Origin of the sequence: Desulfocurvus sp. (assembly GCF_023230885.1) — a bacterium.
In the GTDB taxonomy this organism is placed as follows: domain Bacteria; phylum Desulfobacterota; class Desulfovibrionia; order Desulfovibrionales; family Desulfovibrionaceae; genus Desulfocurvus.
Map to the genome: position 1 here is coordinate 1 of NZ_JALNWM010000102.1, position 11,564 is coordinate 11,564.

An 11,564-nucleotide genomic window follows, 5' to 3' on the forward strand; every position below is an offset into this window, starting at 1 on the left:
GCTTGCGCACCTCGTCGGCCACCACGGCGAAGCCGCGCCCGGCGTCGCCCGCCCGCGCCGCCTCGATGGCCGCGTTCAGCGCCAGCAGGTTCGTCTGGTCGGCGATGTCGGTGATCACCGTCAGCACCTGGCCGATGGACTCGGCCTGCTGGCCCAGTCCGCGCATGTTCTCCTTGAGCGTCGAGGCCATGCGGTTGACCTCGGCGATGGCGGCCACGGCCTCCTGGACCACGGCGGCGCCCTCGGTGGCCCTGTTCTTGGCGGTGCCCGAGCTTTCCGCCGCGTTGCCCGAGTTGCGGGCCACCTCCATGACCGTGGCGCTGATCTGCTCCATGGCCGTGGCCGTCTCCTGCATCCTGTCGCGCTGGACGGCCGCCCCGGCGCCCACCTGCTCCACCTGGGCCGTCAGCTCCTCCGACGCGGACGACACCCGCGCCGAGATGCCGTCGGCCTGCTTGGCGATGGTCTTCATCCGTTCGAGCAGCGTCGCGACCTTGCGCTGCTGCTCCTCGGCCTCGCCCAGGGCCGCCTGGGCCCTGGCCGCCTGTTCCCCGGCCTCGCGGCTCTTGGCCTCGGCCTCGCCCATCTTCTCCTTCAGGGCGCCGACCATCACGGAGATGGAGGAATGCAGCTGGGCGATTTCCGCCTTGAAGGTTCCCTGGGCCGAGGCGTCCAGGTTGCCCGCGGCCACCTCGCCCGCGAAGGCCTGGATGCTGCCCAGGGGCCGGAGCAGCTCGCGGCGCAGGATATACAGCGTACAGGCCACGACCAGCAACAGCACCAGCGCCCCGGCCACGAGCATGGCGTTGCGCAGGGCGTACACCGGGGCGAAAACCTCGGCCGCGTCGATCTCGGCGATGATGGCCCACTTCGTGCCGAAGACATCCAGGGGCGCGTAGGACGACAGTACCGGGTTGCCGTTGTAGTCCGGGGTGATGCGCGTGCCCGAGCTGCCCGCCAGGGCCTGGCGGGACGCCTCGGTATCCACGGTCCCGCGCGCGGGGTTCCTGAACGAGGCGACCACGGAACGATTCTCGCGGTCGAGGTACGAATCCGAGCGCATGAGCTTGTCGGGCCCGACCAGGTAGGTCTCGCCCGTCTGGCCCAGCCCGTCGCGCAGGTGCATCAGGGCGTTGATCTTGTCCAGGGGCACCTGGAGCACGGCCACCCCCGTCACGGCGCCGCCGTTCTCGATGGGCGCGGCGACGAAGGCGGCCGGGGCACCGTTGGAGGGCGCGTAGGGCTCGAAATCGACAAAGGCGAAGCCGCCGCGCATGGCTTCCTTCCAGGCCCGGCCCAGGCCGCTGGAGGACAGCTCGCCGCCCGACACGTCCTGGCCGAGGTCGGGCTCCTGGGCCACGGTGAACAACACGCGTCCCGCCCCGTCGAGGATGAAGGCGTCGTAATAGCCCTTCTCGCGAACCCAGAAATCGAAGTCGCGCAGTCCGCGCTTGTGCAGCTCGCGGTATTCGGGCGTCTCGATGGCCACCCGCCCGCCCCGCATCCCGGCCGGCCCGTCGGCGAAGGCTTCCAGCCGCTGCAGGGCGTCGCCAGCCGCCTGCGACCGCGAAAAGGCCGCCATGTCGCCCCGCCAGGAGGCCACTATCTCCGAAGCCGCATGTCCCTTGACCTCGCGCAGGGAGGTCAGCTGGGCGAAGAAGCCCTCATCGAGGCTCCGGGCCGCCGTCCGGTAGGCATAGACACCCATGAAGGCCAGCGGGAGCAGGCCGATGAGCAGGCAGAACACTATCATCTTCGTCTTGAGGGTAATCCCTGTCTTCATGAACGATCCTCTCTGCATGACGTAACCGACCCGGACCGCTCCGGCCCGGGTCCCGCCCTCGCCCCGGCACGGAGGGCGGCGGAAGGTCGATGGATTTGCCGGTATGCATCAGCCTAGCGCATCTGTGCCCCCGCGGCAATGCGGGCACGAAAAAAAGCGGTCACTCCGGCCACGCGGCCCGGATGCGCAGCCGCGAGGCGCCGCCCGCTCAGATCAGCCCGGAGCCCAGGGCCAGGGCGACGGCCAGGAGCATGGCGCCGGTGAGCGCCTGCACGGCGGACATGGTCACCTTGTGCAGGAAGCGCCGGGCCAGGAGCACCCCGGCGAAGGCCGCCAGCGTCCCGGCCAGGACCAGGGGCCAGCGCCCCCCGGCCAGGGCCGCCCCGCCGGACCCGGCCAGCAGCCCGCCGTAGACCGCCAGCCGCGCCAGGTCCACCAGCAGGCCGATGACGGCGTTGGTGCCCACGAATGCCTCGGTGGACACGCCGACCTTGACCAGGAAGGCCGAGCGCAGGGCGCCCTGGTGCCCGGAAAAACCGCCAAAGAACCCCGACAGCAACCCGCCGGGCACAAGCCAGCGCCGCGAAAAACGCAGGCGGCGCAGGCGCGGGGAAAACTCCAGCAGCGCGAAGGCGGCCATGAGCCCGGCCATGGCCAGCTTGAGCGGCGTGACCGTCGCCTCGCGCCCGAACAGCTCGTAGCGCGCCACGGCCTCGAAATGGGCCACCCAGCCCAGGGCCGCCGCCCCGGCGAAGGCCGCCAGCACGGCGGGCAGGCCGAAACGCAGCACCAGGTCGCGGTCCGCCAGGCGGCCCACCAGGGCGGCCTTGAAGGCGTTGTTGGCCCCGTGGACCAGGGCCGTGGCCCCCACGGCGGCCTCCACGGGCAGGAACAGGGCGAACACGGGCAGCAGCAGCGTGCCCAGGCCGAAGCCCGAATACAGGGTCAACCCGGCGGCGCCCAGAGCGGCCAGGCTGACGGTGAGGATGGCGGTCATGAATGCTCCTTTCTGTCCCGGAAATCCGGGGCGGAGTGGATTGTGGCGGCGCCGGGCGCCCGGTTTCCCGGGAGGCCCGGAGCGGCAGGGGCAGCCGGACGCGGGGGGACGGACGCGTCGGTCAGGGAAGCCGGACCGCCAGCTCCGGAGTCCGGGCAGTGCGCGGCGGTGCCCCGTCCCCCGTGTCCCGGCTCCGGCCCGGCGGCCTCGCCCGCCTCGGCCCGCAGCTCGCCCAGCTGGCGCAGGGCCGCGCCCAGCACCTCGCGGCCCCGGGCCGTGGCCCGCAGCGGTCGCCTGGCCTTGGGGCCCGCCCCCTCGGGCCCATCGCAGCACAGCCAGCCCAGCCTCTCCATGCGGTGCAGCAAGGGATAGAGCGTCCCGGGGCTGACCTCGTAGCCGTGAGCGCGCAATTCCCGGAGCATCCACTGCCCCACCACCGGCCCCTCGGCGGCGTGGAGCAGGATATGCACCTTCCAGAACCCGAGCAGGATCTCCCGCTGCAGGGCCTTGTGGTCCGTGGCGTCCATGTTCCCTCCGATTCCGATTTCTATTACGATAACCATAATCGGTTACAATACCATGTCAAGGCAATGCCCGGACCGCTGCGCGCGGCCTCGGAAAATGGCTGCGTCCCGGGGGCTGGCGCGGCCCCCGGGGCGCAGCATGCCCCCTGACCAGAGCCCCCCCGGGGCTTGGCCAGCCCGGGCGCGATGCTTCGGGCCATCCCCCGGCCCGCCGCGCCGGGGCGCGAGGCACCGGCTCCATGCAACCGGCAACGGGGGGAATACTTCCGTCCGTGAACGCGGCCGACCGTTTCAGGTTTGCCCCGCCGACCCCGCGGAGCCTACCAGTCCGAGGGGCCGGAGCTTTTCAGCGCGCCCAGATGGCCGACCTGAGCGGGGGCGCCGCGAGGACGGGCCGGGCCCGGGAATTGGACAACCAACCCTTCAACTCCCGCAGGAACGCCCCCGGGGGTTGGCCAGCCCGGCGCGAAGCTTCGAGCCCTCCCCCGGCCCGCCGCCACCCCCCGGCCCGCCGCACCGGGGCTGCCCGGGTGGGGGTGGAGCCCTGGCGCAGCCCCCTGGGTGCAGAGATGTTGCAATAAACAAGGCGAGCCTTGAGGCTGTCCTCCCCCCCGGGCGCGGGGGCGGCGCCTGCGCGGCCAGAAGAGGCACGCCCTGCCCCGTCCTACCCCCCGGGCGCGGGGGCGGCCGTCATGCAGTCGCGGTACATCTGGGCGAACGGGCCCCCTCTCCCCGAGCGCGGGGGGCGGCTCAGGAACAGTACCCGGCGCAGGGTCCGGTGGCCCCCCTCCCCCGGGCGCGGGGGGCGGCCGGTCCAGCCTTGGGCCTTCGTCGCGCACGTCCCCTCTCCCCGGGCGCAGGGGCGGCCTCCTCAAAAGATTGTACAAGTCGACCTTCGCCCCCTCTCCCCCGGGAGCAGGGGGCGGCCGTACGCCGACCTCATGGACGACGGACGCATCGGCCCTCTCCCCCGGGAGCAGGGGGCGGCCCCGGCGTGGGCATGGCCTCTGTACCCCAGCCCCTCTCCCCGGGCGTGGCGTGGCACTGCACCTCGGCGCCCTCTCCCCGGGCCCAGGGGGCTGCCGACATGTAGTCGCGATACATTTGGGCGAACTGGCCCCCTCCCCCGGGCACGGGGGGGGCGGCCCCGGCGTGGGTGTGGCCCCTGTACCCCGGCACCCTCTCCCGGGCGCGGGCGTGGCCTGCGCTCCGAAGTCCTCGCCCTCGATCCCGGCCGGCACCCTCTCCCGGGCGTGGGCGTGGCACTGTACCCCGGGCCGCCCTCTCCCGGGGCGCGGGGGGCGGTTGTGGCGCCGAAATCCCGGCGCCCGGCCGCGCCGCCCCGGGGAGGGGCATTCCGCTTCCCCAACCCGCTTGACGCTGCCCGGCATTCCATTTAAGTATTCGCGCAAACACTTAATCAGCGCCCCGGGTCGGGGCGTGCTCCACGCGGAGTCCCGCCGATGCGTCCGGTCATGCTCCACGCGCCCCAGGCGGCGCGGATGTTCAAGATTCTTTCGGTACAGACGCGCCTGCGGCTGCTGGAGCTGCTGCGCGGGCGGACCCTGTGCGTCAACGCCCTGTCCGCGAACCTGGGCGTGACGCCTGCGGCGGTTTCGCAGCACCTGCGCGTCCTGCGCGAGGCCGACCTCGTGCGCGCCGAAAAACGCGGCTACCATGTGCATTATCAATTGAATGAGCGCACCCTGGCCGCCTGGGGGCGGTTGGCCGCCGAGCTGCTGGCGCCCCCGGCCGCGCCCGGCTCCGGACCCGGCGAAGGGCCCCCGCCCCCCGGGAGCGCCCCGTGACGCCCCTGGCCCTGACCCTGCTGCCCGCCGTGTTCTTCATCGCCATGGTCCTGACCATGGTCGGCCTGGGCGGCGGGCTGATTTTCTCGCCGCTGTTCGTGCTCCTGGGCCTGCCCCAGGCCGGGGCCGCCTCGGCGGCGCTGCTGCTGAATCTCGTGGCCGCCGGGGCCGCCGCCTGGACCTACGCCCGCCGGGGCATGGTGGACTACGCCCTGGGCCTGCCGCTCATCGCCGCCTCCAGCCTGACCGCGCCCCTGGGCGCCGGGCTGAACCTGCGCCTGCCGCCCGGGGTCTTCCTGGCCGTCCTGGCGACCATCCTGACCCTGGCCGGGGCGGTCATGCTCCTGCCGCCGCGCGCCGAGGAGGAGCCCCGCGCCCCGCGCCGCGCGCGCATGCTCGGCGGCGCGGCCATCGGCGCCTGCACCGGGCTGCTGGGCGGGCTGCTGGGCATCGGCGGCGGGGTGTTCATCGTGCCGCTGCTGGTCCACGTCCTGGGGGTGCCCGTCCGCACCGCCGCCGCGTCCTCGACCTTCATCGTCTGCTTCTCGTCCCTCACGGGCTTTGCGGGCTACGCCTCCCTGTCCGCCGTGGACTGGGCCTTCGTGCTGCCCGCGGCCGGGGCCTGCGCCCTGGGCGGGCTGGCCGGGGCCCGGCTCATGGCCCACCGCCTGCACGGGCGCGCCGTGCGCCTGGTCTTCAGCCTGACGCTTCTGGCCATGAGCCTCGGGCTGCTGGCCCGGCTTCTGTAACCGTAAGGCCCCGCGCGGGGCCGGGGAGCCACCGGGTCATGACCCACGCCATCGTGGTGGAGAATCTCACCAAGCGCTTCGACTCCGTGACGGCCGTTGCGGGCATCTCCCTGGCCGTGCCCCAGGGCGCACTGTTCGGCTTCCTGGGCCCCAACGGCGCAGGCAAGACCACGACCATCACCATGCTCACCGGCCTGGCCCGGCCCGACACCGGCACCATCCGCATCGACGGGCTGGATTGCACGACCCGGCCCCGCGCCGCCCAGGACCGCATCGGCGTCGTGCCCGACGAAAGCAACCTCTACCCCGAACTGACCGGCTTCGAGAACCTATGCTTTTGCGCCGCGCTCTACGGCATCGACCGGACCGAGCGCCGGGCCCGAGCCCGCGAACTGCTGGACGCCTTCGGCCTGACCGGGGCCGGAGACCGCAGGTTCGGCGGCTATTCCAAGGGCATGAAGCGACGCCTAACCGTGGCGGCGGGCATCATTCACCGCCCGCCCATCCTCTTTCTGGACGAACCGACCTCGGGCATCGACGTGGCCAGCGCGCGCCAATTGCGCCAGATGATCGCCACCTTGCGCGGCAAAGGCACCACCGTCTTCCTGACCACACACCACATCGAGGAGGCCGAGCGACTGTGCGACCGGGTGGCCTTCATCGTCGCCGGGCGCGTGGTGCGCGAGGACACGGTGGACGCCCTGCTGGAGCCCGTACGCGACCGCCACGCCCTGCTCGTCGCCTGCGCGGGGCTGGACGCGGCCACCGCCGCCGCCCTCCCCCGGGCCTTCCCGGGCCTGGAGTTCCCGCTGCTGGAGCCGGACCGGATGCGTGTGGAGGCCCACACTCCCATCCCTGTGGCACCGCTGGTGCGTCACCTGGACGAGCGGGGCGTCCGCGTACTGGAGGCCCGCCGGGCGCGCCCGACCCTGGAGGACGTGTTCATACGCGTCACCGGGCTGGAAGCTGGGGCCCTGGGCGCGGACAAGGGCAACGGGAACAGCGGCGGCAAAGGAGGCAACGCATGAAAACCTGGATCGCCTTCTGGAACATTCTGCTCAAGGACATGCGCACCTACTACCTCAAGCCACCCAACGTGAGCTGGGGGCTGCTCTTCCCCCTGGTCTGGACGGGCATGTTCCTGGTGCGCTCGGGCGGCGGGCTGGACGACGTGGCCGCCCTGCTGCCGGGGCTGGTGGCCGTGTCCGTGCTTTTCGGCACGACATCCATGCTGGCCGTGACCGTGACCTTCGAAAAGAAGCACCGCTCCTTCGAGCGCCTGCTCCTGGCGCCCATCCCCCTGGAGGTGCTCATGCTGGCCAAGACCGGCGGAGCCATCTTCTTCGGCATGGTCAACGCCTTCGTGCCCCTGGGCCTGGCCGCGCTGTTCGTCGCAGACCTGCCCTTGGTCGCCTGGGGCGCCTTCACGGCCACGGTGCTCCTGGTCGCCGTGTCCTCGGCCTTCCTGGGGCTGTTCATCGCCGTGGCCGTGAGCGAGGTCTTCGAGGCCCAGACCTTCTCCAACTTCCTGCGCTTTCCCATGCTTTTCCTGTGCGGGCTGTTTTTTCCCATCGAGCGCCTGCCCGCGCTGCTCCAGCCCCTGTCCTACGCCCTGCCGCTGACCTATGGCGCCGACGCCATCCGGGGCACCGTGCTGGGCGCCGCCACCATGCCCCTGGCCCTGGACCTGGGAGCTCTGGCCGCTTTCTGCGCCCTGCTCTTCGGCCTGAGCCTGCGCAACATCCGCCGCCGCTGGATAGCCTGACCCCGGCCCGCAGCCCGGCCGCCCCCGCCCGGAATCCCTTGCCCGCGCCCCAGGCCCGTGCTAGCTTGGGAATATGGTGTCATGCCTTGTCCCACAGACCTTTCCGGGAGAATCGCCATGAAGAGCAAACGAGCCAAAGTCGCCATAATCGGCATGGGCCGCGTGGGCGCCACCTTCGCCTACGCCCTGTCCCTCAAGCGCCTGGTCAACGAAATCGCCGTGGTGGACGTGGACGCCGACCGCGCCGAGGGCGAGGCCATGGACCTGCGCCACGGCCTGCCCCTCATCGGGCCCATGAACATCCGCTCCGGAGGCTACGAGGTCTGCAAGGGCGCGGACATCGTGGTCATCACCGCCGGAGCCGGGCAAAAGCCCGGGCAGACGCGCCTGGAACTGCTGGAGAACAACGCCCGGGTGGTCCACTCCATCGCCTCCGGGCTCATGGAGCTGGGCGAGGCGCCCATCCTCATCGTGGCCACCAACCCCGTGGACGTGCTGACCCACCGCCTGCTGGCCCAGACGGGCTTCCCGGCCTCGCGGGTCATGGGCTCGGGCACGGTGCTGGACAGCTCGCGCCTGCGCCAGATGCTGGCCGGAGAGCTGCATGTGGACGTGCGCGGCGTCCACGCGCATATCATCGGCGAGCACGGCGACTCGGAGCTGGCCGTCTGGAGCCGGGCCAACGTCTCGGGCATCCCCCTGGCCGACTTCTGCGCCGGGCGCGGCGTGACCTACGACGCCGCCTTCCGCGAGCGGATTCAAAGCGGCGTGCGCCGCGCGGCCTACGAGATCATCGCCCGCAAGGGCTCCACGGCCTACGCCGTGGGCGTGGCCCTGTGCCGCATCGTGGAGGCCATCGTGCGCGACGAGAAAAGCGTGCTGACCGTCTCCACGGCGGTGAAGGGGCTCTACGGGCTGCCCGATGTCAGCCTGTCCCTGCCGTGCGTCATCGGCGAGGACGGCATCGAGATGATCGCCGACTCGCCCCTGGCCGAGGACGAGCGCAAGGCCCTGGAGGCCAGCGCCGCCGTGCTGTTGCAGACCGACGCCAGCCTGGGCGCCCCGGCCTGACCCCCCAGGCGCCCGCAAAACGCGCCGCGCGGGCCCCGGGCCCGCGCGGCGCGCCGAGCTTCCGGCTTGCCAAGACGCCCCGCCCCGGCCTATACAGGCCCTTCCGGGACCCTCAACCAAGAAATGCCTCTTGAATCTGAACGAATCGAAGGCCAGATAGCCTTCATCGAAACCCTGGACGCCCTCAAGGGCATCCAGCGGCGCAACCTCGTCATGGACGGCTCGCGCCGCGAAAACAGCGCCGAGCACTCGTGGCATACGGCGCTCATGGCCGTGGTGCTGGCCGAATACGCCGGGGCCCCCGTGGATGTGGCCCGCGTCGTGACCATGCTCCTGCTGCACGACGTGGTCGAAATCGACGCCGGGGACACCTTCTGCTACGACGAGGCCGCCAACGGCCACAAGGCCGAGCGCGAACGCGCCGCCGCCGGGCGCATCTTCGGCCTGCTGCCCCCGGAACAGGCCGCCCCCCTGCGCGCCCTGTGGGAGGAATTCGAGGCCGGGCAGACCCCCGAGGCCCGCTTCGCCAACTCCCTGGACCGCTTCCAGGTGCTCTTCCAGAACCGCAACACCCAGGGCGGCACCTGGCGGCTGCACGACATCTCGCGCCCCCAGGTCGAACGACGCATGGCGCCCATCCGCCAGGGGATGCCCGCGCTATGGCCCGTGGTCCAGGCCGTCCTCGACGACGCCTGCGCCAGCGGAGACCTCAAGCCATGAGCGGGCGGGCGCCATGAAAACCGTCCTGTGGACCCTGACCCTGCTGGCCGCCCTGTCCTCCCCGGCCCTGGCCCGCGAGATCATCATCGCCGCCGACCCCTGGTGCCCTTACAACTGCGCCCCCGGTGCGCAGCGCGAGGGCTTCGCCGTGGAGGCCGCCCGGCTGATCTTCGCCCGGGCCGGGCTGGGCGTGGACTACCAGGTCCTGCCCTGGGCCCGCGCCCAGGCCGAGGCCCGCGCCGGGCGCATCGACGCCATCATCGGCGCCTCGCGCGCCGAGGCGCCGGACTTCATCTTCCCCGACGAGGGGCTCGGCCATTCCGACAACGCCTTTTTCGTACGCGCCGACATGCCCTGGACCTATCTCGGCCCCGAGTCCCTGCGCGGGCTGCGCGTGGCCCTCATCACGGACTACGACTACGGCGAGGGTTTCGCCGCCCTGACGGCCGAGCCGCCCGGCTCGCCCAACGTCGTATACACCCAGGGCAACGACGCCCTGGAGCGCAATTTCACCATGCTCGCCTGCGGGCGGGTGGACATGGTGGTCAGCGACGAGGCCGTGGGGCGGAACCTCCTGAGCACCTTCGCCGCCAGGGACGCCGTGCGGTTCGCCGGGACCCAGGGCGAGGGCGAGCCGGTGTATCTGGCCTTCTCGCCGGCCCGGCCCGGGGCCCGGGAGCTGGCGCAGATTTTCAGCGAGGGCTGGCGCGCCCTGCGCGCCTCGGGCGAGCTGGGCGCCATCCTGGCGCGCTACGGCCTGGAAGACCCGGAGCCCGCAAAAAAGTAGGGCCGGACCTCTTTCCTCCGCCTTGGCGCCGGGTTATGAAGCGGGCCTGCGGGCCCCGGCCCCGAACCCCCAACCCAGCCAAGGAGTCCCCATGAGCCGCATTCTCGCCACCCTGGCAGCCCTGCTGCTGCTGAGCGCTCCGGCCCTGGCCGGCGACGCCGCGCGGCTGGCCGACAGCCTGACATGGTACGGCCAGTCGACCTTCCACACCACGGCCTTCGGCCCCAGCCTGTACATCGACCCCCTGGACCTGCCCGACACGGCGCCCAAGGCCGATATCATCTGCATCACCCACAGCCACAAGGACCACCTGTCCCCCGAGGCCCTGAAAAAGATTTCCACGGACAAGACCGTCATCGTCGCCACCCGGGACTGCAACTCCAAGCTCAAATGGGTGGACAAGGCCGAGGTCGTGAACCTGGCCCCCGGCCAGTCCGTCGAGGTCGCCGGGGTGCACATCGAGGCCGTGCCCGCCTACAACATCCGCAAGACCAAGTACCACCCCAAAAGCAACAAATGGGTGGGCTACGTCGTCAGCGGCGCGGGCATGGCCCTGTACCACGCGGGCGACACCGAGCGCATCCCCGAGATGCAGGCCATCGACTGCGACGTGGCCCTGGTGCCCCTGGGGCAGACCTACACCATGAACTCCGTGGCCGAAGCGGCGGACAGCGCCCGCGACGCGCGGGCCGAGATCGCCATTCCCATGCACTACGGCCTGGCCGAGGGCACCCGCGCCGACGCCGAGAAATTCGCCTCGCTGCTCTCGGGCGAGATGGAAGTCCGCCTGCTGGACGCCGCCAGATAATCCCGGCGCCCCGACGGCAAAAGGCCCTGCCCGGTTCGCTCCGGGCAGGGCCTTCTGGCTTTGGCGCGGCGGGCCTAGACGGTGGAGCCCTCGCGCCGGAGTTCGGTGACCAGGGCCGCCAGGGCCGTGGCCTGCTCGGCCAGGTCGCCCAGGGCCTGGGAGGTCTCGGTCACGCCGCGGGCCGTGTCCCCGGCGATGGAGTTGATCTCGTCGATGGCCTGGTTGATCTCCTCCGACGCGGCGGACTGCTCCTCGGCGGCGGTGGCGATGGAGCGGATCTGCTCGGCGCTCTCCTCGGTGCCCCGCACGATCTCCTCCAGCACCTCGCCCGAGCGGTCGGCCAGGGTCGTGGCCTCCTCCAGGTCGCGCACGGCGGCCTGCATGCCCTCGATGTTCTGGGCGGCCACGCCCTGGATGCCCCTGATGGAATCGCCGACCTCCTTGGTGGCGGTCATGGTCTTCTCGGCCAGCTTGCGCACCTCGTCGGCCACCACGGCGAAGCCGCGCCCGGCGTCGCCCGCCCGCGCCGCCTCGATGGCCGCGTTCAGCGCC

At 71.8% G+C, this 11,564-nt stretch carries 12 protein-coding genes; 8 read left to right on the forward strand and 4 right to left on the reverse strand.

All coding sequences use genetic code 11. The features are described 5' to 3' along the window. From M0P34_RS08735 to M0P34_RS08745, 3 genes are all read right to left on the reverse strand, one after another. On the reverse strand, positions 1-1,783 hold a 1,783-nt coding region (locus tag M0P34_RS08735), incomplete at its 3' end, for a methyl-accepting chemotaxis protein (RefSeq protein WP_291498523.1). Positions 1,784-1,991: 208 nt separating this feature from the next. After that, complete coding sequence (locus M0P34_RS08740; RefSeq protein WP_291498525.1) at positions 1,992-2,780, reverse strand: TSUP family transporter; 789 nt, start codon at positions 2,778-2,780, stop codon at positions 1,992-1,994. Further along, positions 2,777-3,307, reverse strand: a complete 531-nt coding sequence (locus M0P34_RS08745; protein WP_291498528.1) for a helix-turn-helix transcriptional regulator — start codon at positions 3,305-3,307, stop codon at positions 2,777-2,779. Before M0P34_RS08745 ends, M0P34_RS08740 begins: the two co-directional genes overlap by 4 nt. 1,460 nt (positions 3,308-4,767) lie before the next feature. Between M0P34_RS08745 and M0P34_RS08750 the strand changes: the two genes are divergently transcribed. The 8 genes from M0P34_RS08750 to M0P34_RS08785 all read left to right on the forward strand — a co-directional run bounded on the left by M0P34_RS08750 (position 4,768) and on the right by M0P34_RS08785 (position 11,012). Continuing rightward, positions 4,768-5,112: a helix-turn-helix domain-containing protein gene (locus tag M0P34_RS08750; protein ID WP_291498529.1), complete on the forward strand. Its 345-nt coding sequence runs from the start codon at positions 4,768-4,770 to the stop codon at positions 5,110-5,112. Continuing rightward, a complete protein-coding gene (locus M0P34_RS08755; protein WP_291498530.1) occupies positions 5,109-5,861 on the forward strand; it encodes a sulfite exporter TauE/SafE family protein in 753 nt (250 codons plus the stop codon). Before M0P34_RS08750 ends, M0P34_RS08755 begins: the two co-directional genes overlap by 4 nt. A gap of 38 nt (positions 5,862-5,899) precedes the next feature. Next, a complete protein-coding gene (locus tag M0P34_RS08760; protein ID WP_291498531.1) occupies positions 5,900-6,889 on the forward strand; it encodes an ABC transporter ATP-binding protein in 990 nt (329 codons plus the stop codon). Further along, the gene (locus M0P34_RS08765) at positions 6,886-7,626 is read left to right on the forward strand and encodes an ABC transporter permease (RefSeq protein WP_291498532.1); all 741 of its coding nucleotides are present in this window, start codon (positions 6,886-6,888) and stop codon (positions 7,624-7,626) included. The genes M0P34_RS08760 and M0P34_RS08765 overlap by 4 nt, the downstream gene beginning before the upstream one ends. 117 nt (positions 7,627-7,743) lie before the next feature. Further along, positions 7,744-8,697, forward strand: coding sequence for an L-lactate dehydrogenase (locus tag M0P34_RS08770; RefSeq protein ID WP_291498533.1), 954 nt, complete (start codon positions 7,744-7,746; stop codon positions 8,695-8,697). Positions 8,698-8,820: 123 nt separating this feature from the next. Further along, positions 8,821-9,417 carry an HD domain-containing protein gene (locus tag M0P34_RS08775; protein WP_291498534.1) on the forward strand — a complete coding sequence of 199 codons (597 nt, stop codon included), beginning with the start codon at positions 8,821-8,823 and terminating at the stop codon, positions 9,415-9,417. Positions 9,418-9,430: 13 nt separating this feature from the next. Continuing rightward, positions 9,431-10,204, forward strand: coding sequence for a transporter substrate-binding domain-containing protein (locus M0P34_RS08780; RefSeq protein WP_291498535.1), 774 nt, complete (start codon positions 9,431-9,433; stop codon positions 10,202-10,204). Between the two features lie 91 nt (positions 10,205-10,295). Beyond that, complete coding sequence (locus tag M0P34_RS08785; RefSeq protein WP_291498536.1) at positions 10,296-11,012, forward strand: MBL fold metallo-hydrolase; 717 nt, start codon at positions 10,296-10,298, stop codon at positions 11,010-11,012. A gap of 74 nt (positions 11,013-11,086) precedes the next feature. Here M0P34_RS08785 and M0P34_RS08790 read toward each other — a convergent pair. Then, on the reverse strand, positions 11,087-11,564 hold a 478-nt coding region (locus M0P34_RS08790), incomplete at its 5' end, for a methyl-accepting chemotaxis protein (RefSeq protein ID WP_291498537.1).